At 36.2% G+C, this 23,707-nt stretch carries 23 protein-coding genes; 12 read left to right on the forward strand and 11 right to left on the reverse strand.

From position 1 onward, the window contains the following. The first annotated feature begins 31 nt into the window (after positions 1-31). From ACP5P5_RS11045 to ACP5P5_RS11060, 4 genes are all read left to right on the forward strand, one after another. Positions 32-985, forward strand: coding sequence for an NAD-dependent epimerase/dehydratase family protein (locus tag ACP5P5_RS11045; RefSeq protein ID WP_428286171.1), 954 nt, complete (start codon positions 32-34; stop codon positions 983-985). Positions 986-1,072: 87 nt separating this feature from the next. After that, entirely contained in the window at positions 1,073-1,429 is a 357-nt protein-coding gene (locus ACP5P5_RS11050) for a DUF4288 domain-containing protein (RefSeq protein WP_428286172.1), read from the forward strand. A 7-nt stretch (positions 1,430-1,436) separates the two neighbouring features. Further along, entirely contained in the window at positions 1,437-2,489 is a 1,053-nt protein-coding gene (locus ACP5P5_RS11055) for a sensor histidine kinase (protein WP_428286173.1), read from the forward strand. Position 2,490: 1 nt separating this feature from the next. Continuing rightward, on the forward strand, positions 2,491-3,219 hold the full coding sequence (locus ACP5P5_RS11060; RefSeq protein ID WP_428286174.1) for a LytR/AlgR family response regulator transcription factor: 729 nt from the start codon (positions 2,491-2,493) through the stop codon (positions 3,217-3,219). Between the two features lie 53 nt (positions 3,220-3,272). On the opposite strand, the gene ACP5P5_RS11065 is transcribed toward ACP5P5_RS11060, so the two are convergent. The 8 genes from ACP5P5_RS11065 to ACP5P5_RS11100 form a co-directional block, all read right to left on the reverse strand. Continuing rightward, on the reverse strand, positions 3,273-4,547 hold the full coding sequence (locus ACP5P5_RS11065; protein WP_428286175.1) for an amidohydrolase family protein: 1,275 nt from the start codon (positions 4,545-4,547) through the stop codon (positions 3,273-3,275). A gap of 136 nt (positions 4,548-4,683) precedes the next feature. Continuing rightward, positions 4,684-5,322, reverse strand: a complete 639-nt coding sequence (locus tag ACP5P5_RS11070) for a peroxiredoxin (RefSeq protein ID WP_428286176.1) — start codon at positions 5,320-5,322, stop codon at positions 4,684-4,686. A 111-nt stretch (positions 5,323-5,433) separates the two neighbouring features. After that, the gene (gene dinB / locus ACP5P5_RS11075; RefSeq protein ID WP_428286177.1) at positions 5,434-6,582 is read right to left on the reverse strand and encodes a DNA polymerase IV; all 1,149 of its coding nucleotides are present in this window, start codon (positions 6,580-6,582) and stop codon (positions 5,434-5,436) included. Positions 6,583-6,668: 86 nt separating this feature from the next. After that, positions 6,669-7,073, reverse strand: coding sequence for an acyl-CoA thioesterase (locus tag ACP5P5_RS11080; RefSeq protein ID WP_428286178.1), 405 nt, complete (start codon positions 7,071-7,073; stop codon positions 6,669-6,671). 3 nt (positions 7,074-7,076) lie between these two features. Continuing rightward, positions 7,077-7,601, reverse strand: a complete 525-nt coding sequence (gene rimM / locus ACP5P5_RS11085) for a ribosome maturation factor RimM (protein WP_428286179.1) — start codon at positions 7,599-7,601, stop codon at positions 7,077-7,079. Positions 7,602-7,693: 92 nt separating this feature from the next. Then, positions 7,694-8,131, reverse strand: coding sequence for a 30S ribosomal protein S16 (rpsP, locus tag ACP5P5_RS11090; protein WP_428286180.1), 438 nt, complete (start codon positions 8,129-8,131; stop codon positions 7,694-7,696). Positions 8,132-8,292: 161 nt separating this feature from the next. Then, on the reverse strand, positions 8,293-9,615 hold the full coding sequence (ffh, locus tag ACP5P5_RS11095) for a signal recognition particle protein (RefSeq protein WP_428286181.1): 1,323 nt from the start codon (positions 9,613-9,615) through the stop codon (positions 8,293-8,295). Between the two features lie 92 nt (positions 9,616-9,707). Next, the gene (locus tag ACP5P5_RS11100) at positions 9,708-10,574 is read right to left on the reverse strand and encodes a sigma-70 family RNA polymerase sigma factor (RefSeq protein ID WP_428286182.1); all 867 of its coding nucleotides are present in this window, start codon (positions 10,572-10,574) and stop codon (positions 9,708-9,710) included. Positions 10,575-10,836: 262 nt separating this feature from the next. Here ACP5P5_RS11100 and ACP5P5_RS11105 point away from each other — a divergent pair, with 262 nt between their 5' ends. Beyond that, positions 10,837-11,220 (forward strand): START-like domain-containing protein, encoded by a 384-nt coding sequence (locus tag ACP5P5_RS11105; RefSeq protein WP_428286183.1) that lies wholly within the window; start codon positions 10,837-10,839, stop codon positions 11,218-11,220. On the opposite strand, the gene ACP5P5_RS11110 is transcribed toward ACP5P5_RS11105, so the two are convergent. Beyond that, positions 11,217-11,801, reverse strand: coding sequence for a hypothetical protein (locus tag ACP5P5_RS11110; RefSeq protein ID WP_428286184.1), 585 nt, complete (start codon positions 11,799-11,801; stop codon positions 11,217-11,219). The genes ACP5P5_RS11105 and ACP5P5_RS11110 overlap by 4 nt on opposite strands. Before the next feature lie 27 nt (positions 11,802-11,828). Here ACP5P5_RS11110 and ACP5P5_RS11115 point away from each other — a divergent pair, with 27 nt between their 5' ends. The 7 genes from ACP5P5_RS11115 (at position 11,829) to ade (ending at position 19,109) form a co-directional block, all read left to right on the forward strand. Next, positions 11,829-13,271, forward strand: coding sequence for an LptF/LptG family permease (locus ACP5P5_RS11115; RefSeq protein WP_428286185.1), 1,443 nt, complete (start codon positions 11,829-11,831; stop codon positions 13,269-13,271). A gap of 56 nt (positions 13,272-13,327) precedes the next feature. After that, positions 13,328-13,741, forward strand: coding sequence for an OsmC family protein (locus ACP5P5_RS11120; RefSeq protein ID WP_428286186.1), 414 nt, complete (start codon positions 13,328-13,330; stop codon positions 13,739-13,741). 22 nt (positions 13,742-13,763) lie between these two features. Beyond that, positions 13,764-14,759: a cation diffusion facilitator family transporter gene (locus ACP5P5_RS11125; RefSeq protein ID WP_428286187.1), complete on the forward strand. Its 996-nt coding sequence runs from the start codon at positions 13,764-13,766 to the stop codon at positions 14,757-14,759. Between the two features lie 65 nt (positions 14,760-14,824). Continuing rightward, positions 14,825-16,204, forward strand: coding sequence for a dipeptidase (locus ACP5P5_RS11130; RefSeq protein ID WP_428286188.1), 1,380 nt, complete (start codon positions 14,825-14,827; stop codon positions 16,202-16,204). Between the two features lie 109 nt (positions 16,205-16,313). Beyond that, on the forward strand, positions 16,314-16,706 hold the full coding sequence (locus ACP5P5_RS11135; protein WP_428286189.1) for an RNA-binding S4 domain-containing protein: 393 nt from the start codon (positions 16,314-16,316) through the stop codon (positions 16,704-16,706). Positions 16,707-16,718: 12 nt separating this feature from the next. Next, positions 16,719-17,399 carry a tRNA (guanosine(37)-N1)-methyltransferase TrmD gene (gene trmD / locus ACP5P5_RS11140; protein WP_428286190.1) on the forward strand — a complete coding sequence of 227 codons (681 nt, stop codon included), beginning with the start codon at positions 16,719-16,721 and terminating at the stop codon, positions 17,397-17,399. Between the two features lie 57 nt (positions 17,400-17,456). Then, positions 17,457-19,109, forward strand: coding sequence for an adenine deaminase (ade, locus tag ACP5P5_RS11145; protein ID WP_428286191.1), 1,653 nt, complete (start codon positions 17,457-17,459; stop codon positions 19,107-19,109). A 604-nt stretch (positions 19,110-19,713) separates the two neighbouring features. Here ade and ACP5P5_RS11150 read toward each other — a convergent pair. Both ACP5P5_RS11150 and ACP5P5_RS11155 read right to left on the reverse strand, forming a co-directional pair. Further along, complete coding sequence (locus tag ACP5P5_RS11150) at positions 19,714-22,398, reverse strand: carboxypeptidase-like regulatory domain-containing protein (protein ID WP_428286192.1); 2,685 nt, start codon at positions 22,396-22,398, stop codon at positions 19,714-19,716. Positions 22,399-22,419: 21 nt separating this feature from the next. After that, entirely contained in the window at positions 22,420-23,241 is an 822-nt protein-coding gene (locus tag ACP5P5_RS11155) for a GLPGLI family protein (RefSeq protein ID WP_428286193.1), read from the reverse strand. Positions 23,242-23,707 lie beyond the last annotated feature (466 nt).

Here is a 23,707-nt window from a genome sequence, read left to right on the forward strand (position 1 = left end):
TAACCGATTGTTACAATTAAAACTAACCTGCATGAATCATAATAACAACCATAAACAAACTATTCTGGGAGCCGGTGGTGCTATTGGTACCGAACTTGCTAAAATACTGCCGCAGTACACATCAAACATTCGCTTGGTAGCTCGTAACCCAAAAAAAATAAATGCAACAGATGAGCTGATGCCGGCCAACCTGCTGAACAGAGAAGCCGTATTTAAAGCAGTGGAAGGCAGCAGTATTGTATATGTATTAATTGGCTTTGCCTATAACACAAATGTATGGCAACAGCAATGGGTACCATTTATAAAAAATGTAATTGATGCCTGCCTTCAGTACCAATGTAAATTGATTTTTTTTGATAATGTGTATGCGTTAGATGCCAATCAAATAGAACATATTACTGAAAGTTCAGCCATTCATCCAATTAGTAAAAAAGGAAAAGTTAGAGCAGAAGTTGATAATCTAATAATCAATGCCATTGAGCAGCAACAACTGCAAGCCATCATTGCACGTTCGCCCGATTTTTTTGGCACTACAATTGACAAAAGTTTATTAATGACAATGGTTTACCAAAATCTATTAAAAGGGAAAAAAGCACAATGGATTTGCAATGCGAATGTAATGCATAGCATGGGCTATACACCTGATTTAGCGAAAGGCACTGCTTTATTAGGCAATACCAATGATGCATATAACCAAATATGGAATTTGCCCGTATCAGACCAAGCCCTTACCGGAAAGGAGTGGATTGAACTGTTTGCGCATGCTATGCAGGTGCCGGCTAAAATGCAGGTATTACCCAAATGGGCTATTCAAACTTTGGGCATATTTATTCCTATTATAAAAGAGTTAAGTGAAATGACTTATCAGTATGATAGAGATTATTTTTTTGATAGTACCAAGTTTATCAAAACATTTGAATATGTGCCCACTACCAATTTTGCTGCGATAAATGAGGTAGTAAATACACTAAAGGCAAATAAATAAATGGAATAATGTACTGAAAAAATACACCAATGGATATCCGTTAAAAGCAAACAAACAATTAATAAAACAGTTGAAACAACTTTTTTTATGAAATATTATATCGCTAAAATGGTGTTCAAAATACAATGCGGCAATGGTAAACATGTTCCGCAATTTGATGAACAAATAAGGTTGTTTTATGCTAATAGTGCAAATATTGCGCTTCAAAAAGCAATTAATACGGGTAATGAAGAAGCACAAACGTTTTTTAATAACAACCATCAGCTTGTACAATGGATATTCTTAGGCATTACCGATTTATTTGAAATTGAAAAACTTACTGACGGCATTGAATTAAGTTCATGCATTAAGGAAATTGACGAAGCAGAAAATTATGAGTATTTTACTCAAAAAAAGGCTGCCCAACTTCAAGAAAAACTTTTATTAACTCATACGATAATTTAATCGGCAAGTGACCAAATCATTTTTCAACGGCAAAAACCGTATTATAGCCCTCGCCATTTGGTGGATGCTTTGGATAGTATGGCAATGGAATATCTTAATTATTTCAGGCCTAAACGTTTTTGTTGCAGCTTTCGACAGTTTATTGGAAAATTTGTTGTTATTCGCCAGCAGTTGGATTGTTATCAATAATATGCGTTATTATTTGCCCAAGAAAGAAAAATATGGATACACCCTTATTACAAGTCTTATTTTGAGTTTAGCATCTGCTATTATAGCACAAATAATTGCACAACTATTATTTCCCAATAACATTTCCTATTTGCAACTTTTAAGAAGCACCTTATTTATACGCTGGGCATACGGGTTTTTAATGTTGAGTTCTATTACACTTGCAGGAATGATCTGGTACATACAATTAGAAGCACAACAACAAGAAGCACAACAAGAAAATTTAACCAATTTGGCTAAGGAAGCTGAATTGGCAAAACTGCGCCAGCAATTACAACCCCATTTTTTATTCAATAGTTTAAATTCAATTAGTGCTTTAACTTCTGTACAACCTGAAAAAGCCAGGGTAATGATTCAAGAATTATCTGAATTTTTAAGAGGCACTATTCGAAAGGAAGAACAATGGAATACATTAGAAGAAGAGCTTTCCTATATGCGCTTATACTTATCCATTGAACAAGTTCGTTTTGGCCATCGTTTATTAACCAACATTCAATCTAACAAAAATGCACTACCGTTAGTGCTTCCCTCACTGTTAATTCAACCATTGGTAGAAAATGCCATCAAATTTGGACTTTACGATACTATTGGAGAAGTAACCATTAGTATTTTGGCAAAAGTTGAAAAAAATTATTTGATCATCACTGTTACTAATCCCTATGATGCAGAAACAGCTAATACCCTAAGCGGAACGGGATTTGGTTTAACTGCAATTAAGCGAAGATTGTGGTTATTATTTGGTCGCAACGATTTATTAGTAATTGATAAAACCAATAGCCGGTTTTCTGTAACACTGCAAATTCCGCAACCTTTAAAACCAACAAATGCATAGTATGAAATGTATTATTATTGATGATGAGCCTTTAGCACGCAGTATTATAAAAGAATATTTACAAGCATATCCTAACATTGAAATCGTAGCTGAGTGCAGTGATGGATTTGAAGCGGCTAAAAGCATTCAGCAATACCAACCCAACTTGTTGTTTTTAGATATACAAATGCCGAAAATAAACGGGTTTGAATTGTTAGAATTAGTAGAAACAAAAGCCTCGGTAATTTTTACTACTGCATTTGACGAATATGCTTTAAAAGCATTTGAACAAAATGCCATTGATTATTTGCTAAAACCTTTTAGCAAAGAACGATTTCACAAGGCCATTGAAAAAGCTTTGCACAATTCCGATTATAATAACACAACATCTTTACCTGAAAATTTATTCAACACAACACTTTCAGCCAATCGCATTGTAGTAAAGGACGGCAGTAAAATAAAAATCATTCCATTATCACAAATACATTTTTTAGAAGCGGCCGATGATTACGTAAAAATCATTACATCAGAAGGTACATTTTTAAAGAAAAAAACCATGCAGTATTTTGAGCAAATGTTGCCTCAACAGCAGTTTGCCCGAATTCATCGATCATACATTGTAAACCTGCAATTCATTACCAAAATAGAACTATTGGAAAAGGAAAATTATGCGGCCATATTAAATACCGGACAACAATTACCGGTAAGCAAAACAGGATATAGTAGATTAAAAACAGTATTGGGAATATAAAAACGGAATGCCATTTGTGTAAAACAGCATTCCGTTTGAAAAAAAATATTGACTTATTCTGATTTGTATACCTTACCTGCTTTCATTACAAAAACAACTTTACCCATTACTTTCACATCTTGAACGGGATCACCATCTACTGCTACCACATCGGCCATCTTACCTTTTTCTAAACTACCAATTTTGGTATCTCCAATTAAGTCAGCTGCATTTACCGTAGCGGCTTTAATACATTCTAAAACAGGCATACCGGCTTCGTGCATATAACCAAATTCCATCCAGTTTTTACCATGGTTGTACACACCTGCATCTGTACCAAAAGCAATTTTTACACCGGCTTTATACGCTTTAGCAAAAGTGCCTTGTATTACACTTCCAATTTGTAAAGCTTTGGCGCGAATAATGGGAGGAAAATAGCCCGGCATTTTTGCTGCAGAATCAGCTACAGATTTCCCGGCTATAATAGTTGGTACTAAATAAGTTCCTCTTTCTTTCATTAACTCCATTATTTCGGGTGTCATATAAGTACCGTGTTCAATAGAAGTTACACCAGCCAATACTGCCCTTTTCATACCTTCAGGACCATGAGCATGTGCAGCAACGCGCATACCATAATCTTTAGCGGTTTCTACAATGGTTTTAATTTCATCTTCAGTAAATTGAGCACCGGCTCCATCTTTCTCTAAACTTAACACACCACCGGTGGCAGTAATTTTAATTAAATCAGCCCCATCTTTATAATGTTGCCGAACAGCCTTTCTGCATTCATCATCGCCATTCACCACATTTTCATTTAATTGGGGAATCATCATAATATCTTCTCTTAAACCATTGGTAGGATCGCCATGACCGCCGGTGGTTGATATAATGGAACCAGCCGTAAAAATCCGGGGGCCAATCACTTCACCCTTATTAATAGCATTACGCAGCGCAATATTTACTCCACTGCCTCCCACATCACGTACAGTAGTAAATCCGGCCATTAAAGTGGTTTTAGCATAAACAGCAGCCTGAAAGGCAATATCAGCGGGGTTTTGAGTTAAGCGCTTTAACATTGCATCGGGACTGGTTTGGCTTTCCAGATGCACATGCGCATCAATTAAACCGGGCATTACAGTGTATTTCTTTAAATCAATAACTTTATCACCTGAAGTAGCTGTAACATAACCCTTTTGTATGTCGGCTACTGTATCGGCTTGTACAATAACGGACATGCCTTGCTGTACAGATAAATTTTTAACATCAATTAATTTCCCGCAATAAATAATTGTTTTTTGCGCATTGGCTGCCTGATAAAATAATAAGGCAAAGAGTAACAGTTTTTTCATAATAATTTTTTTGGTTGGAGTAGTTAAGATAAGCAAATTAAATTGTTCAAACTTTAAAATGAACAAGTGAATTAGAAATGAAAAAGCCCCTGAAGAGTCAGAGGCTTAAGTATAACAAGTAAAATGAAAACAAAAATTATTCTTTATCGGGCTGAGGAGTGTAACGCAAATATGGTTTTACTACTTTTACACCTTTAGGAAATTTAGCCGGTGCTTCTTCTGTACTTACTCCCAATCCTATAATTACATCCTCACCGGGATTCCAGTTGGCGGGAGTTGCTACAGGATATTTAGCACTTAATTGCAAAGAATCTAACACACGCAAAACTTCATTAAAGTTGCGGCCTGTTGAAGCAGGATAAGTAATGTAAAGTTTTAATTTTTTATCAGGGCCAATAATGAATAAGGAACGCACAGTATGTGTTTCAGATGCATTAGGATGAATCATATCAAACAGCTGAGCAATTTTTTTGTCTTCATCCGCAATAATCGGAAAATCTACATGCGTGTGCTGGGTTTCATTAATGTCATTAATCCATTTTTTGTGACTTTCAACATCATCTACGCTTAAAGCCAATACTTTGGTATTGCGCTTATCAAATTCGGCTTTTAATAAAGCTGTTTTACCTAACTCAGTAGTACATACAGGGGTATAATCAGCAGGGTGTGAAAATAAAATACCCCAGCTGTCGCCTAAGTACTCATAAAAATCAATGTCACCAATAGAGGTTTTTGCTTTGAAATTGGGAACGGTGTCTCCTAAATGTAAGCTCATAAACTATAAATTTAAATGGTTCAAAAATTCAACTTTTGGGAATGCAGGTGCAAAGATAATTACTCTACCAATTAAGTAGGGTATTGTTTTCATTTCACTAAAAAATTAACATTACACACTCCTTCCTTTTCTAAGCGCAAAGTTACCGTATTTGTTTTTTACAGCATCAATTGCTTGGTATAAGCTGGCTTTTGTGTGTGTTGCATTAAACAAATCGGGCGGTTTTCCATATTTATTCAAATTACTTAGCCTTACTCCTAATAATCGTACCGCTTGCTTACCTGAGTATAATGTTTGTAACAACTGTTTAGCAACAGGTATTAATTCATCATCACAAAAAGTGAGGGGTATGGTAACTTGTTTAGATTGTGTAGTAAAATCGGCATAACGTATTTTAACGGCAATGCAAGCAGTAAACAAATTGTCCTGTCTAAGTTCATAAGCTACTTTTTCCGTCATCTGCACCAATTTTTTTTCTAAAAACAATAGGTCGGTGGTATTTTCAGAAAAAGTTTGTTCGGTTGAAATTGATTTCACTTCATGCGATTCATGCAAAGGCATATCATAATGCCCATTGGCTATTGAATGTAAAGTTTGCCCCCACTTACCTAACTTTTGTTCTAAATGCGAGGGCGCAAATTGTAAAATGTCATGAATGGTATGAATGCCCATTTTTTGTAAAACAGGTAAAGTGTGTTTACCAACACCTGGTATTTTTTGTACAGGCAAGGGTGCCAGGAATTCTTTTTCACGTCCGGGTTGCACAAATAGGTATCCGCTAGGTTTCGCTTCATCGGTAGCAATTTTAGCAATTAACTTTGTGCTGGCTAACCCAAAAGAAATGGGCAAGCCGGTTGCAGCCATAATTTGCTGACGTAAATCTATAGTCCATTGCAAAGGATTAAAATAAGTATCCATTCCTGTTAAGTCAATATAAAACTCATCAATACTGGCTTTTTGAAAGGCAGGTGCGGCAAGGGCAATGATTTCGGTAACCCGGTTAGAGAAACGGCTATACTCTTTATAAGAACCGGGCAATACAATTGCTTGGGGGCAAAGCTGTAAAGCACGCTTCATAGGCATGGCACTATGAATACCAAATTTTCGAGCTGCATAACTGCAGGCAGCCACTACCCCCCTTTCACTACTACCCCCTACCAAAACAGGCTGATGTTGCAGGGCAGGATTTTTAATGACTTCCACACTCACAAAAAATGAGTCTAAATCAAAATGGGCAATATAACGCTGTGGTTGATTCATATAATTACAGCAACTAAATTACTGAGATAAAGAAGAATAAATGAACCCTTTCACCAAACACCCATTTTCTGCTTAATGGCATTTTATCATCGCAACACCTGCAAAACAGCCTCATCTATTCGCCTTGGATGAAAATTAGCACGGTGTACCAAAGCCCAAATGCTCGTGGCTTTTACAATGGTTTTGTTATCGCTTAAACGAACAATGGTATAATGGCGTTGCCAGGTTACACCTGTATGTTGGCCGGGCCAAGTAGTTATTTCCAATTCGTCGCCCAAAAATGCACCGGCCAAATAATCTATTTCGTGCCTACGTACCACCCATAATACTTCTTTATGAAGTGCTTCTGGTACTTTTTGCATCCAATGCTGATAAGCAGCATCTTGCAACCACTGCACATACACCACATTGTTCACATGCTGTAAATGATCTAAATGATTGGCCGTTACCGTAATTTTATAGCGATAGGGCGGATAAATTTCCTCTTGCATACATTATAAATAAATAGCCAATAATCCTTCAGGTAATTGTACCCAAACTTCTTTTTTCTTTCTGTCAATTTTCAACAAGGTTTCTTCATGCAAAGGCACTAATACTTCTTTTCCTTCAATGGAAATTTGAACCAATACCTGATGGGGTTGTTCTATTACTTCTTCAATCACTCCTAATACCTTTTTATCTTCAACAACCGTGTAACCCAACAATGCTATGGGAGCTTTAGCGCTCATCAATGCCAATGCTTCTGCTTCGGGCAACCAAACATTTTTATTTAAAAAACGCTGTGCAGCCTCTTTGGTAGGTATCCCTTCCAACTGCACCCAAATTTCTTGCTCATTCTTAGCTTTTACCTGCTCAATAAAATAGGGCAAATAGCTATTTTTTTGCTGCTCTATAAAAAGCGCCTTTATGCCTTTTAGTGTAGTTTTTTTTCCCAATGCGTGCTGCACAAGTACTTGTCCGCTAGTACCAAAAGTAGCTACAACTTTTCCAATGTGAATATAAGGTTGAATGGGATGCATGATTAAATAATAGGTTCAAAGTTATATTTCTAAAATAAAAAAAGCCCGATTACCAAAATGGCTAACGGGCTAATTTTTTTGTGCAGGGCTTACTATGCTTCTGAACCGCCTTCAGCTGGTTGTTCTTCAACCTTTTTAACTACAGGTTTGTATTCCTGACGCTGACGCTTTTGTTGTTTGTGTGCATCGCTTCTGCGTTTTAACTGGGCTTCATGCTCATCGTGCCATGCTTGAAATTTGGTCATAGCCGTTGCATCATCAAATAATCCCAGTGAAACACCGCGCAACAAATGCTTCAGATACAAAACACCTTTGAAAGAAAGGATTCTTCTTACTGTGTCGGTAGGTTGTGCACCTTTATGTAACCAGTCTAAAGCTTTCTGACGATCTAATTGAATGGTTGCCGGTACGGTTAAAGGATTGTAAGTGCCCAGTTTTTGGATGAATTTACCATCTCTGGGTGCACGGGCATCGGCCACAACTATAAAATAGAAGGGGCGTTTTTTACTGCCGTGTCTTTGTAATCTCATTTTTACTGCCATGTTAAATAGACATTTAAAGGCGTTAAGAAATAGGGTTTCGTTTAATTTGGACGGCGAAAATAATAAAGGATTACTTTCCCGCCAAGTTTAGCTAAAAACTTTTTATAATTTAATACAAAATTATGAGTTTCATCAAGTTTCCAGGTTTTTTATCGCCTAAACCCGGGCATTCTGCCGCCCATGGGCAATTTATTCATGGCACCCATCATTTTTTTCATTTGCTCAAATTGCTTCATAAAGGCATTCACTTCCTGAATATCTTTTCCACTTCCTTTCGCAATTCTAACCTTTCTGTGTTGATCAATTAAGTCGGGGTTGGCTCTTTCTTCCGGTGTCATTGAGTGAATAATAGCTTCAATACCCTTAAATGCATCATCATTAATGTCTACATCTTTTATAGCTTTACCCACCCCGGGTATCATTCCCATTAAATCTTTTAAGTTACCCATTTTTTTAATCTGTTGCAGTTGCTCCAAGAAGTCCTGAAAATCGAACTGATTTTTTCGAATTTTCTTCTCTAATTTTTTGGCCTTTTCTTCATCAAATTGTTGTTGTGCCTTTTCAACCAATGAAGCAATATCACCCATTCCCAAAATACGCTGAGCCATTCGGTCGGGATAGAATACATCAAGTGTATCCATTTTTTCGCCGCTGCTCATAAATTTAATGGGCTTTTGCACCGTGTATTTAATAGAAAGTGCCGCACCACCACGAGTATCACCATCTAATTTGGTTAACACAACGCCGGTAAAATCAAGTCTATCGTTAAAGGCTTTAGCTGTATTTACCGCATCCTGTCCGGTCATGGCATCTACCACAAATAAAATTTCAGATGGGTTTACCGCTTTTTTAATATTGGCCACTTCCGTCATCATTGCCTCATCAATGGCTAAACGGCCGGCAGTATCTATAATTACTACATTTTTATTTTGGGCTTTTGCCTCCTTAATAGCATTCCGTGCAATACTAACTGCATCTTTATTATCGCGTTCTGCATAAACAGGCACTCCAATTTGCTCGCCTAAAACGGTTAACTGATCAATAGCCGCAGGTCGGTAAATATCTGCCGCTACCACCATTGGCGATTTGCCTTTTTGCAGTTTTAAGTAATTGGCCAACTTTCCGGTGAATGTAGTTTTACCACTACCCTGCAATCCGGCAATTAAAATAATGGCAGGGTTTCCGGTAACCGAAAAATCGGCGGCAGTTCCACCCATTAATTCAGTTAATTCATCCTGAACAATTTTTACCATTAACTGCCCGGGACTAACAGAATTAATTACTTTTTCGCCCAATGCTTTTTCTTTTACCTTATCGGTAAATTCTTTGGCAATCTTAAAGTTTACATCGGCATCTATTAATGCCCTGCGAATATCTTTTACGGTATTGGCAATATTCAGCTCGGTAATGCGTGCCTGGCCTTTAAGGTTCTTAAACGCTGATTCTAATTTTTCACTTAGCGAATTAAACATAGTGCTTGCATTAAATAGTGAGTTCATTAAAAAAGTGAACCGGCAAGTTCACTTCTTTAATTTGCGCTGCAAATATAATGGCATCTGAATTTTTATCCCAGATAAACCTTTAAATGCTTACTGCGGCTGGTACTCCTTAACTTATTAATGGCTTTATCTTTTATTTGTCTTACCCGTTCGCGGGTTAAATTAAAGCGGGCACCAATATCTTCAAGGCTTAATGACTCGTGAGTACCTATGCCAAAAAAATAACATACTACTTCTTTTTGCCTTTCTGTTAATGCTTTTAAGCTACGTTGCACTTCTGCTTTCAGCGATTCATAATGCTCAACTTGTCTATCGGTATATTCAGCGTTAGGGTTGTATAAAACATCTAACAGTGTATTATCTTCTCCATCGCCTAAAGGTGTATCTACACTAACATGGCGTGCATGTACCTGAAGGGCAGCATTCACTTCAGAAAGGTCAGTTTCCAATAACTCTGCCAATTCCTCAACAGTAGGTTCCCTTTCATTTTCCTGTTCCAATTGTTGAATGGCGCGACCTATGCGGTTGGTAAGCCCTACTTTATTCAATGGAAGGCGAACGATACGGCTTTGTTCCGCCAAGGCTTGCAGAATACTTTGTCGAATCCACCAGACTGCGTAAGAAATAAATTTAAAACCACGTGTTTCATCAAAGCGAAGCGCCGCTTTAATAAGGCCTAAATTGCCTTCATTAATTAAATCAGGAAGGGTTAAGCCCTGATTTTGGTATTGCTTGGCTACCGATACAACAAAGCGCAAATTGGCTTTTACTAATTTTTCTAGGGCACGCTGGTCATTTTGTTTAATGCGCAATGCCAATTGTACTTCCTCTTCCGGTGTAATTAATTCCACTTTCCCAATTTCCTGTAAATACTTCTCAAGACTCTGACTTTCCCGATTGGTAATGGATTTGGCGATTTTGAGTTGACGCATACTCATAGCAGTGGTTATTTAGTGTTGGTTTGAATAAGTTTTGATGAAAAGCAGGTATGAAAATTTCAGATAGCAATTTAAAATATTTTAAGCATATTTCCTAAAATTAAATTTCGGCTTTCGAAAACCCTTGAATGCAGCATGGAAGCCACTTTAAACAAAAAGTTATAACAAAAAAGTATAAAATGTTAAAAAAACATTTGTACGGTAAGTAGAATTTAATATTATTGCAACCCACAAAGTAGTTAGAAAACCATTTGAAATGAGCAAAAAACAGTTATTTACACTTGAATTTCCAGTAAGATGCTCTCCGGGTATTTTGTATGAATTTTTAAGTACCCCAGCAGGTTTACAGGAATGGTTTGCAGATAAGGTAGATGAATGGGACGGCGTTTATAGCTTTAGCTGGAATGGCGGCACCCCCGATAAAGCCAAAATATTAGATAAAGAAGAAGAAAAATTCATTCGCTTTCATTGGCTGCATAGCGAAAAAAACGAATATTTTGAATTTAGAATAGAAAAAACCGAAATATCGAACCAAACTATTTTGGTGATAAAAGATTTTGCCGAGAAAAATGAAATAAAAGACCAATCCCAATTATGGGAATATCAGATAAAAGAATTATTTCATCGCTTAGGTAGCTAGCCAAACACCATCTTCACTAAGCTTTCGAATGAAGTGGTAAAAAATGCAGGTGCCACATCCCACTGCTGCAAGGGAAGTGTTTTAACTACTTTTATAAATGGCATTTGCAATAATTCCGCTGTTTTTATGCCTTTCAGCAGTTTACTGTTGCTGTTATTAATAGTATGTTGCCATTTATCTTCATGCGTCATTAAATGCCAGTCATGTTGAGCTTTTGCTAAGCTTTCTATACCCGCTGCAAATCGTGAAATAAATTCACCACTTAGTAGTAAGGTAATACTAAAATAATTTCCCCACCAAAAATAACTTCTAATAGCCAGCTCATCGGTACTGGTAAAATAACGGGGATAATCGAGCATTACCCAAGGCAATCCTTCATAGTTTTCTCCCTTGTATATTTTAGGAGAAATAGACTTTACTTTATCGGGTAAATGATATGTATTTTTTATACACCGTTGGTATTCCATAGTTATTTCCCAAAATATTTCCTGAACAGCATTGATAATGCGGTTCTTTGTTAAAATAACCGGTATATTAGTTACCAATTCTAATTCTGCGGTTGAAAGTTTTACATTTGCCATTAACCAAAAATACTAAGAAAGGAATTTGTGATAAAAAAATTAGACATTTTAGTTGTTCGATCGTTCATTGGCCCTTTTCTGGCTACTTTTTTAATTGCATTATTTGTATTGGTAATGCAATTTTTTTGGTTATATATTGATGATCTCGTGGGTAAAGGCATTGATTTTGGCACCCTGGCCTATTTAACGGGATTAGTAGCTATTACTTGGGTTCCACTGGCCTTGCCTTTAGCGCTTTTACTTTCGTCAATCATGACCTTTGGTAACTTGGGCGAAACCTTTGAAATTGTGGCCATAAAAGCAGCCGGCATTCCTCTTTCCCGTTTTATGCGTCCACTATTAATTGTAACCGTTCTTATTAGTGGTATTGCTTTTTTGTTTGCCAATAACATTATTCCCGTTGCACAATTAAAACTGGCTGCATTACAATACGATATTATTGTGGCAAAACCGGCATTCGATATTAAAGAAGGAGTTTTTTACAACAAAATTGAAGGCAATATTATTAAACTGGGAAAAAAAGAAAGCGACGATAGTACTATTAAAAAAATTGTGATTTTTAAAAAAACTTATGCCCTGCAGGATAATTTGATTACTGCGGAAAGTGGCATCATGAAAGTTACACCCGATAAAAAATTTTTAGAATTTAAATTGAAAGATGGTAACAGTTATGAAGAAAAAGGCCCGCGCCAAACCATTCAAACCGATTTTACCCGCACCCATTTTGATACCTATACCAAACTGTTTGACTTAAGCACCTTTCAAATGAACCGAACAAAAGATAGTGCCTTTATTTATGACCCTAAAATGCTCAGTGTTCGGCAATTAAATACCACCATCGACTCGCTTGAAAACCTGGGTGCGCATTATTTAAAGCGCTCTAAGGTTGAAATCAATACTTATTTATCTTTTGCTAAATACATGGATTCAACCTGGCCTAAAACAGATACCGGATTTTTAAAATCAGTGGGTTCATTACAACAACTCATCCCCGACTCTGTAAAGCGCTATATACAGGAACGCAGTTTAAGTCAATTGGGTACCGTTACAAATAACGTAAACTTAATTTATGATGACTATAAATCACGTCAGGACTCACTTTTAAAACATGAAATAGAATGGCATAGAAAATTTACTTTAAGTGTTGCCTGTATAGTTTTATTCTTAATTGGTGCGCCGTTAGGCTCTATTATACGGAAAGGCGGATTGGGAACGCCATTGGTATTTGCCATCATATTTTTCGTTCTATTTCACTTATTAAACACCTTTGGAGAAAAATTTGCCAAAAGCAATGTTATGAGTCCCTTGGCCGGTATGTGGCTCTCTACCATGGTTTTAATACCTATCGGCTTCTTCTTAACCTATAAAGCCATGCGCGACTCACAGCTATTTAATCAGGAATTTTATTACCGAACCTTTAAAGCCATCCGCACTTTTTTTCACAATAAAAAAAAGAACGATAACAAGTAATAGCCATTACATGGTTAGCCACTTACTGCTACTTTTATTATTCTAAAATCAATGATATGAAAACTACTACTAAATGGGTATCACATTTAGCATTTAACAGCAATGATGACAATAACCACACCGTTCGATTAGATACCAGTTCCGATGATGGCAGTTTAAACAGTGGCATGAGCCCCAAAAAAATGTTATTGGGTGCATTAAATACCTGCAGTGGTATGGATGTAGTTGGCATTTTACAAAAAATGAAAGTTCCCTTTTCTCAATTTGAAATTGAAGCTGAAGCAGAACAAACTACCACCCACCCCAAAGTATTTACCGGCATCCATTTAACTTATAAAGCGAATATTCCTGCCCAAGAAGAAGATAAATTTAAAAAAGCTATTGAGCTTTCCTTAAATACCTATTGTGGCATTGCAGCTATGTTGAAAAAACATTGCAGCATTACTTATAGCATAATTTTGCTAACTTAATCTTTGTTTTAAACGTAATACTTTGCAAAAAGAACAACAAAACTTTCAACTGCAACTCTTCATCACACTATTAAGTGTTGTGTTGTTTGCCGTAAAAATGATTGCATTTTATTTAACCAATTCTATTGCCGTATTAACCGATGCATTGGAAAGTACCGTTAATATGGTGGCCGGTGGTATTGGTTTATACTCTTTATACATTGCTGCCAAACCTAAAGACAAAGACCACCCTTATGGGCATGGCAAAGCTGAATTTATTTCAGCAGCAATTGAAGGATCATTAATTATTACTGCAGGGGTTTACATCATTTATCAAACAGTACAAAGCTTTTTTATTCATAAAACAGTAGAGGCTTTAGATGCCGGCATGCTTTTAATTGCTTTTACTGCCTTCATTAACTTCATTGCCGGTTGGTGGTGTTTGCACATTGGCAAGCAAAACAATTCATTGGCATTAAAAGCCAGTGGCAAGCATTTACAAATAGATACCTATTCTACTTCTGTAGTTATTATTGGTCTCTTTATTATTAAACTAACCGGTTTATATTGGATTGATAAACTCTTGGCTTTTGCTATTAGTATTGTTATCATTTACAATGGTTACAAAATACTTCGTTCCTCATTAGCCGGCATTATGGATGAGGCCGATATGAAACTTTTAAACTTACTTATTTTTACCCTTAACCAAAACAGAAGAACTAATTGGATTGATTTACACAATCTTCGGATTATTAAATATGGCAACACCATTCATGTAGACAGTCACTTAACATTACCCTGGTATCTTAACCTAAACGAAGCCCATCATGAAGTGGATGAACTGGAAGCATTAGTAATTAAAACTTTTGGAAAAGACATTGAATTATTCATTCTTACTGAAGGTTGCCAATCTTTTAGTTGCCCTGTTTGCATTAAACAAGATTGCCATGTAAGACAGCAAGTATTTTCCCATCAAGTTACTTGGACGCTCGACAACATTCTTGCCAATCAAAAACACAATGCGCCAACTTCTACTTAACAAGGCTTTATCATTACAACCTTGTACCTTTACTTATTATTTAAATGTACAATAAAAATGCACATATGGAAACTTGGAAACAGTACATCGACAAACATCAACAACGTTTTTTAAATGAATTGGTTGAATTATTAAAGGTGCCGAGCATTAGCTCAAAGTCGGAAAACAAACCCGATATGCAACACTGTGCTGTATTAATTGAAAAGGAATTTAAAGCAGCCGGTGCTGATACAGTAACCATTTATCAAACTAACGGACACCCCATTGTGTACGCTGAAAAATTAGTCGACAAAAACAAACCTACTGTTTTAGTATATGGCCACTATGATGTGCAACCCGCCGATCCGTTGAATCTTTGGGATAGCCCTCCTTTTGAACCCATAATAAAAGATGGAAAAATTTATGCCCGTGGCTCAGCCGATGATAAAGGTCAGTTTTTTATGCATATCAAAGCATTAGAAACAATGCTGCAAACCAACTCTATGCCTTGTAATATGAAATTTATTATTGAAGGGGAAGAGGAAGTGGGAAGTCCCAACTTAGCTAGTTTTGTGGAGTCAAACAAAGAACTATTAGCCTGTGATGTTGTGCTGGTAAGTGATACGGCAATGATTTCTTTAGAAACACCTTCAATTGACGTAGGTGTTCGAGGCCTTAGTTATATTGAGGTAGAAGTAACCGGACCTAACCGCGATTTACACAGTGGCGTATATGGAGGTGCTGTTGCTAATCCTGCAACTATACTGGCTAAACTTATTGCTGCCTGTCATGATGAAAACAACCACATTACCATCCCCGGCTTTTATGATGATGTAGTAGAAATTAGTAAAGAAGAACGTTCAGAAATGGCCAAAGCACCTTTTGATGAAACTGCCTATAAAAAAGAACTGGGTATTGATGCAGTATGGGGTGAAAAAGGGTATAGCACCATTGAACGAACCGGCATTCGCCCAACCTTAGAAGTGAATGGTATATGGAGTGGTTACACCGGTGAAGGTGCAAAAACAGTTTTACCTTCCAAAGCCTATGCTAAAATTTCTGCTCGCTTAGTACCCAATCAATCTCCTGAAAAAATTACCAAAGCTTTAATTCATTATTTTGAAAATAGTGCTCCTGCCGGTGTTAAAGTAAAGGCAACAGAACACCATGGTGGCGAACCTTACTTAACACCCATCGATTCTATTGAATACCTGGCTGCCGCTAAAGCTATGCAAAGTGTTTTGGGCAAAGAACCTGTACCGGTTAGAGGTGGGGGTAGTATTCCTATTTGTGCCATTTTTGACAAAACACTACACAAAAAAATTGTGTTTCTCGGCTTTGGTTTAGATAACGATAATTTACATAGCCCTAACGAAAAATTCAATTTGGCTAACTTTTACAAAGGCATTGAAACCATTCCTTACTTCTGTCAATACTTTACCGAATTATACAAGGCCAAACATTAAGACTTTCTTCAACCTTCATTTCAAAAGCGCAGCCATTATGGCTGCGCTTTTTTTATAAACTGCTTTCTTTAAAATAGTACCTTCACCCTTAGTTTATAAACATCAAGGTATGAGCGACAATAACGAAAAAGTAAGAATTGATAAATACCTATGGAGTATTCGCATTTTTAAAACCCGCTCATTGGCGGCTGAGGCTTGTGAAAAAGGAAAAGTAAAATATAAAGGCAATACCGTTAAGCCTTCCAAATCAGTAGCAGTTGGTGATGAATACGAAATTAAAACCGATGCCCGCAAATGGATTATTCAAGTAACAGCTTTATTAAACAACCGTGTAGCTTATACGGAAGCTATTCAATATTATGTAGACATAACACCGGCCGAAGCATTGGAAAAACCTGCCTTTCAGTCGCCTTCCTTCCATACAGGTAAACGATTAAGTAAAATTGGACGCCCTACCAAAAGAGAAAGAAGAGATTTAGACAATTTTATGGAAATGGAATAGCATCTTTGCAACATGAATATTGATATTATTTCAGTGGTACCCGAATTACTGGAAAGTCCGTTAAACCATAGTATTATGAAACGGGCTCAGGAAAAAGGTTTGTTACAAGTACGTACGCATAATTTGCGCCAATGGGCTATTAACAAACATGGACAGGTAGATGATTATCAGTATGGCGGCGGCGCCGGTATGGTAATGATGTGCGAACCTTTGTACAATGCCATTACCCATTTACAAAGTACCACAACTTATGATGAAATAATTTATTTAACACCCGATGGTGCAACCTTCAATCAGTCAATGGCTAACCGCTTATCGTTACAACAAAACTTGTTATTTATTTGCGGACATTATAAGGGAATTGACCAACGCATTCGAGATCACTTTGTTACCAAAGAAATATCTATTGGCGATTATGTACTGAGTGGCGGCGAATTAGCTGCCGCAGTGATTGTTGATGCCATTGGCCGTTTAATTCCCGGTGTATTGAATGATGAAACCTCTGCCTTATTCGATTCTTTTCAAGATAACTTGTTAGCACCCCCGGTATATACGCGTCCTGCCGATTTTAATGGATGGAAAGTACCGGAAGTTTTGCTGCAAGGCGATCCTAAAAAAGTAGAAGCCTGGCGTTACGAATCGGCATTGGCAATTACCAAAGCCAAACGCCCCGATTTGCTGAAAGAGGAATAAATCTTATACATCATTCACAAATTTTATTCATTTTCATTCACCACTATTCAATTGAACATGCAAACAGAAAAATATACCATTAGCGGACAATTAGTAGATGTTTGGCAACAAACTATTTATCCTGCCAACGTTTTTATAGAAGCCGGAATAATTAAAGCTATTGAAGCTTTACCCGTCAACACTGCAGTACCACAGCAATATATTTTACCCGGATTTATTGATAGCCATGTGCATATAGAAAGCAGTATGCTGGTACCAAGTGAATTTGCCCGTTTAGCAGTGGTGCATGGTACGGTAGGCACCATTAGCGATCCCCATGAAATAGCCAATGTATGTGGAATGGAAGGGGTTGAATTTATGTTGGCCAATGCCCAACAAACCAATTTCTCTTTCAACTTCGGCGCTCCCAGTTGTGTACCTGCTACCACTTTTGAAACTGCCGGTGCTGCGCTCAATAGTACTGATGTAGCCGCCTTGCTACAACGAAATGATATTAAATACCTGAGTGAAATGATGAATTTCCCCGGTGTTTTAAACGGCGATGAAGAAGTAATGAAAAAAATATCTGCTGCCAAAGCCGTTAATAAACCTGTTGATGGCCATGCACCCGGTTTAATGGGTACTGCCGCACAACAATATATTGCCACCGGTATTAGCACCGACCATGAATGTTTTACAGCCGAAGAAGCCCTACATAAATTGAACTATGGCATGAAAATAATAATTAGGGAAGGTAGCGCTGCCAAAAACTTTGAAGCATTAATTGATTTAATGCATACTCATTATGAAAATATGATGTTTTGCAGCGATGACAAACATCCCGATAGCTTAGCCATTGGCCATATTAACCAACTATGTGCCCGTGCAGTTGCCAAAGGCATTGATGTTTTTAAAGTACTCAAAGCCGCCTGCGTTAACCCTGTGCAACATTATCATTTAAATGTGGGTCTTTTAAGAGTAGGTGATCCGGCAGATTGTATAGTAATAAACAACCTAACCGCCTTTCAGGTAATACAGACCTTTATTAAGGGAAAGCTTGTTGCCCAAAATGGCAAAAGCCTTTTACATTCAGTACCGGTTACGCCCATCAATCAATTTAATTGCCAACCCGTAAATGAAACTGAATTAGCCGTTAACCCAACGGAATACCCTTTACAACAAAATAAAATACCCGTAATACAAGCTTTAGATGGACAATTAATTACAGAAAAAATATGGGTAACGCCCAATCTACAACATGAATATATACTGCCTGATATTGCCAACGATATACTAAAAATAGTTGTCGTGAATCGTTACCACCCGGCTCCTATTGCCAAAGCCTTCATTCATAACTTTGGTTTAAAGAAAGGTGCCATCGCTTCAACAGTAGCCCACGATAGCCACAATATAGTAGCAGTAGGCACTAATGATGTTGATTTAGCCAAAGCCATTAATGCGGTTATTGAAGCCCAAGGGGGCGTTAGTGCCGTAAACGGAAACAACGCAAAAGTATTACCGTTACCAGTAGCCGGACTCATGAGTACCGATGATGGCTATACCGTAGCAACTGCTTATACAGCAATAGATGCCATGGTAAAAAATGAATTAGGCAGTACGCTTGCTGCACCCTTTATGACACTTAGTTTTATGGCCCTGTTGGTAATTCCCCATATTAAATTAAGCGATAAAGGCTTGTTTGATGGGGATTGTTTTCAACTTTGGAGATAGTTACAGCTACGCTATTGCATTCATCTACCTATTGCACCATACAAAAAGATATAACTGTACACGAACACTAAATAAAATTCAACACTAACCCTAAACATATCTTTAATTACCTACCATGAAAACAATTGCCTGTAAAATTTAAAATTCCAAAATGGTATCAAATTTTTTATTATGTCTTTTTTAGATATTACTCCTAACACATAAAGCCTAATACCTGATATAAATGGATGATAAATTAAAGAATATGTAAGCAAGCTAATGGTAAATTCAGCTGAATTAATATAACCCATTTTTGAAAAAAGAACCATGATTAACAATGGAGTAGCTATCAAAAACAAATAAAATGGAAGAATTTTCAGATTCATATCACATTATTTAAATGATAAACAATTTTTGCACCATATGCAATTGCACCGGAATAATTATTTACTAAACATTGCATTAAAAAAACACAACCTATTTTACCCGAACGCTTAATTGCTTTACCCCACTAATTATAATCAAATATACTATACCCACCTACCCAAAAACAAGCGTATTTCTACGTAATTTTTAAAACAAAATATTTCTTATAACTCATCTCACAAAATTGAAGTTTATATCTCTACAATCCAAAAGTAGCCTTTAGCAGTAGCATGCGTTGGCGCAGTGCATAAAAACTATTAGCCAGCATATTACCATTTACCGAATAAACACCAAAATTGGTATTGTTGAGTAAATTATATATCGCCAATGAGAACTGCGTTTTTAAACCAACCACATTTTTCTGAATTATAAAATCTAAAAATAAACTGTGTGTATCTGCACTATTGTTATTATGGAAAAAATAACTTTCTGCTTTTAGTGTACAATCCGTTTGTTTCAATATAAAGCAATGAATACTTCCATTTTGTTGCCAACTAAATTGTGATAATCGATATTCCGATAAAGCGGCTAACCCTTTACTAATTGAGCCATTCAAGTTACAAGCATAATCAAAAGCCCAGGCTTGTTTCAGCTTTTTATAGGCTGTAAGTTTTACCTGCCAGGAATGATTTTGATAAGCATTCAAACTATCATTTACTAATTGTAACCAATTTCCATTTTGCCAGGAACCGGATAACGACAAAGTAGTTTTTAACGGGAATATATATTGGCTAATACCGGCATTCATTTGAAACTGCCGAATGGTATTTACATATGGCAGATGACTTACTTTTTGAAAATTTTGTAATAAGGTTGTGTTTATTATGTAATTATTTTCTTGTTGAGCATAATCTATACCAACATGATAAAACAATATTTTAATGCTGCGCTTGTTATTGAATTGTACACTAATACTTTGTTGTTGCTTTTCCCCAAAAGGAATAGTATTGTTTTGTAAAGTAAAATAATTACGAATAATAATTCCTGGAAACAAATCGGCCAACTGAGCCGACTGTGTATTGTTTCGCAAGGTTAATTTCACATCACCTTCTTGCCCAACTTTCCATGTAAATTGTGCATAAGGATTAAAATATAAATTTTTGTTTAAGGTATCGGTTGTGTAAACTATGGAATTTTTGAATTGTAATATTTGATAATTGAAAGGCAACGAAAAACTAACGGAATACCTGTTTCTTATCCAATTCAATTGATAACTACCCAAAAATTGGTATTGATTCCAATGAATTTGGTTAGTACCACTATCATACACAAATGGCATATTATTATAGGGCATTATGGCAATGGCACTATTTAACTGTTGCCAAAAACCTGCTGCTGTTACTTGAAAGTTTTGTAGTACATGCCTACCTGTTAACCGGAATTGCAATGTTTGATAACTAAGCAAGGAAGGGTTTTTTATGGTTTGTAAAGCATTGTAAACAGAACTTCCATTTACCGGGAAAATACTATCCTGTACCGCAGGATTCAATTGCAAACTTTCAGGCTTTTGATGGTATGTTTGTATGGCAGTAAATTCAATTATTCCTTTCTTCAACATTGGCTTAATAACATACAACCGATTCGTTAAACTGAAATTATTTTGTTGCAACAACTGAACCGAAGCTATTTTATTAATAGAAAGTTGCGTTTGAATGGTATTTTGTTCACTAGAAAGAAAAAGTTGGTCAGATAAATAAAACTTTTGATTGTTGTTTACCCATTGCAAGTTAACCCATTGCCCTGCAGTATTTACTACATTGTATTGATGGGTAAGGTATTGAATGGTATCTGCACGCAAAAAATAAGCAGCAGCATTGGTATATTGCGGTGTTTGTTGTTGATTCCAATAATACCCATTGCATCGTATTTGAATATTGTTTTTTGTTTTCCATAAATTATTGGTATTAAGCATCATTCCATTATTTAGTAAATACCTTTTTTCTTCTAATGGCGGTGTAACATAATTTTGATCCAGTAAAAAATACGTGTTAACATCATTTAAATCATTTATCCAACTAAAGTTGTTATGTGCAATAATATCGTTGGAAATATTAGTACCCGAATTATTGGCTGCAAAGGTTTGTATGGCTTTATTGCGATTAGACAAGTTTAACCGACTGAATTTTAACTCATAAATATTCCGATAACCTGCACCTAATTCTGCTTGTTGAATAGGTTTTATTTTGGCTTTATCTTTCAAAGCTACATTCAATGAAACACGATTACTTAACTTATTTTTTTGCAACACTTTAATGGGTTCATCGTGTTCAATTACCTGTAATTTTTCAACCATATCAGCAGCAATATTATTCGTTGCCACATTATACCGATCGTCTAATAAATTATCCCCATCAATATAAAAATTAGTAATAGCCTTTCCATTATAAAAAATTTTTCCGTTTGCATCCACTTCCATACCCGGTAGTTTTTTTATAACATCACCAATGGTTCTATCATCTTTTTGTTGATAATCCTTTACCCGATAGGTAAGTGTGTCATTATTTTGTATAATAAATGGAAAACGATTTTTTACAGTAACAGGTGGTAACTCCGCATCAACAGGTTGCAAAGCAATGGCTTTATGCTGTTGAAAATAATTTATCGGTAGAACTTGTTGCTGAAAATGCAGGGCAGTTATTTTAACAAGCACACTATCATTCATAATGATAGTGGTATCGCTAATTTTAAAAAAACCCGCAGTATCGGTAATGGCAAATTGTAGAATAATATTAGTATTTTTTCCTAATAATAAAACATTAGCTCCTACTATCGGTTTTTGATGAGTAGCATCTACAACTTTTCCTTGTACGGTGGTTTGTGCTTGCAGTGCTGAATACAAAAAGAAGCACAAAACACTATTTATTATGTGCTTCCCTATATGCATACACGGAATATGATTGTTTAATTATTCTTTTTTTAATTCAATTGGATTACCATTGTGCTGCATGAATGTTGTATCGTTTAATTTTCGGCCATTCAATTGTACATTCGAAATTTGAATTTGCATGCCGCTCATTGCTGCACTATTGTTTTGAGCGCCTTGCTCATAAGCCAATTTCATTTTATCAAAATCCTTTTCAGTGGTAATAATCGCATTGGTCGGCAATTGTATGTTTCCCAAATTATTGGCCTGTACCAACCACCTAAAATTAAATTGCACTTCTTTGTTTGCATCATAAGCTTCTAATATTAAACCAGGTAACCCATTCAACTTCCAAGGTCCGAACGATAAGGGTATTTGTGTAGTAAACCAAGCCGTATAGGTACGTCCCCTAAAATTAGTTATAGCACTTTGGCAGTCATATCCATCAATTTTCTTGGTATTTTTTTGAATTGTCCATTTAGGTAATGCCCCCTTATCGGTTATTAAATAATAGGCATTGCGGTAATGCTCTATTAATTGCAATTGCTTCGTTATTCGATTAAAAAAAATAGTTTCCTTATTAGCAGCCACTATCATTCCCAAATCAACATTATTCGAACCATTGCGCATGGCATTTTCAAATTTTTGTTGCATCATCGAGTCTTGCAACTTAGCAGTAAGGCTATAATACTTGCTCATATTATTACCATATTCCAATACCATTTGTTCTTTGTGCAGGTAACCGGTTTGTAAATTAGTTTTATGCACAAATTCATACGTTACTCTTCCAATGGCAGTATTGGCAGTTTGGCAATCGGCATAAACGCCTAAGCCTAGAAACCATAGAAAACAGATGAATCTCATAACTTGTATTTTGATGATTTTTAAAAATACTTGGCAGGGTACAACTACATATACCCCACCAGGTTTATTGGCTAACAAAAACAACCATTTGAGCTAGTTCTACTATAAATATAATTTGCTCCGGCTTGAGCTAAATCTTGATAGCTACAGCCATTACAACTTACAGTGAATGTTAAAACTTGCCCACAACCATCAGTTACTGAAACCTTGATTGAATTAGGTGGAAATACATTAGAACTTTTAGCAGAAACATTTATGAAAACACAACTACCCAATAATAATGAGATTAGTAATTTTTTCATGAATAAAAAATTTAGTTTTTACCCTCCCCTACCTAACACTCATGGGGTCGGATGTTCAGCGGATTTTTTACCTGCTTGTCTGCAGGAGCTAATACCTGTTTATTGCATGGCCTTTGTAACAAACAGTTTTCCCTTTTTTTACCGGTAAATGGTATGATGGGTGT

The organism is Hydrotalea sp., from assembly GCF_049968455.1.
Lineage (GTDB): Bacteria > Bacteroidota > Bacteroidia > Chitinophagales > Chitinophagaceae > Hydrotalea.